1 protein-coding gene and 1 pseudogene are annotated in these 1,138 nt (G+C 72.4%); both read right to left on the bottom strand.

Annotated features, from left to right (window positions below; translation table 11 throughout):
* Positions 1-635: pseudogene (locus tag SY1_RS10045) on the bottom strand (cdisaccharide synthetase); the annotation flags it as partial.
* 16 nt (positions 636-651) lie between these two features.
* Entirely contained in the window at positions 652-1,068 is a 417-nt protein-coding gene (locus SY1_RS10040; protein WP_208873683.1) for a glycosyltransferase family protein, read from the bottom strand.
* Positions 1,069-1,138: the final 70 nt, after the last annotated feature.

Here is a 1,138-nt window from a genome sequence, read left to right as displayed (position 1 = left end):
GGAAAGAGGGTGCGCACCTCGGCCTCCGGAAGCCGGGCGCGCAGGGCGGCCCGGGCGGCGGCAAGCCAGGGCAGGGCGGCGCGGCGGATGGGGGGACGGCTTCCGGGAAGGAAGAGCACACGCCCCCCTCCCCTGGGACGGCTCCAGTCCCTGCCCGCGGTCCCGTGGGGCAGCGTCGGGCAGCCCCGCTCCGGACTCTGGGTGGCGTCCAGGAGAAGCGCGTCCTTCACGAGGTCCCCGATGGCGCGGGCTCCGGGGATGGCGCGGGCCTGGGAGGGAAAGGCCGTAAAGACCCGCGCGCCCTTCAGCCCCTTCTTGGGACCGTAGGTGTAGCAGAGGAGCGGAGCACGGGCTGAGCGCGCGATGCGCGCGCCGAACAGCATGTCCCCGCCCAGCTGGATGACGCAGTCCGTGCGCTCGTCGGCCATGGCCCGCCAGAGGCCCGGACCGCCGCTCGGCCCCTCCAGCTTATCGACGCCCAACAGGGACGCCGCCTCCCGCTCGTGCCCCGACGCGAAGGGACAGGGCAGAAGCCACAGGGACACGGAATGTCCCCGCCGGCGAAGTTCCATCGCCACGGGCCGGACCCAGCCCCAGAGCTCGCCGGGGCCGTTCGTCAACAGGGAAACTCGCATACGAAAAGCCCCTCCCTCAACCGTCAAGTCCTCCGCTCCGGCCCGCGCACAGGCCGATCACGCACTCCGCCCAAAAGTCTGCCGCATCCTCCGTCCCCATGGCCTCCCGCCCGCGGTCCAACCGCCCATCGACCTCCGCCCGCAGGACGGGGTCCTCCAGGTAGCGGCGCAGCTCCTTCACGATGCGCTCCGGCACGGCGTTGCCACACAGGAGCTCCGGGTAGACCGGCGCCTCCGTCAGGCAGTTGGGGATCGAGATGTAGGGCGTGCGCACCAGCGCCTTCAGGAGGAGGCGGGTGAGGGGGCGCACGTTGTAGATGACGACCATGAAACGCCGCAGTGCCATCGCCTCCACCGCCACGGTGCCGCTGACCCCCACCGAGGCGCGGCAGGCGACCAGCAGCCCCCGCCCCTCTCCATCCCCACGTCTCAAAGCCCCTCGTCCGCTCCCGCAGCTCGTCGGCCAGGGGCGCCGCAAGCCCCGGGGCGATGGAGAAGACGGG

The organism is Fretibacterium fastidiosum (assembly GCF_000210715.1).
In the GTDB taxonomy this organism is placed as follows: domain Bacteria; phylum Synergistota; class Synergistia; order Synergistales; family Aminobacteriaceae; genus Fretibacterium; species Fretibacterium fastidiosum.
This window is presented reverse-complemented; position numbering and strand designations above follow the sequence as displayed.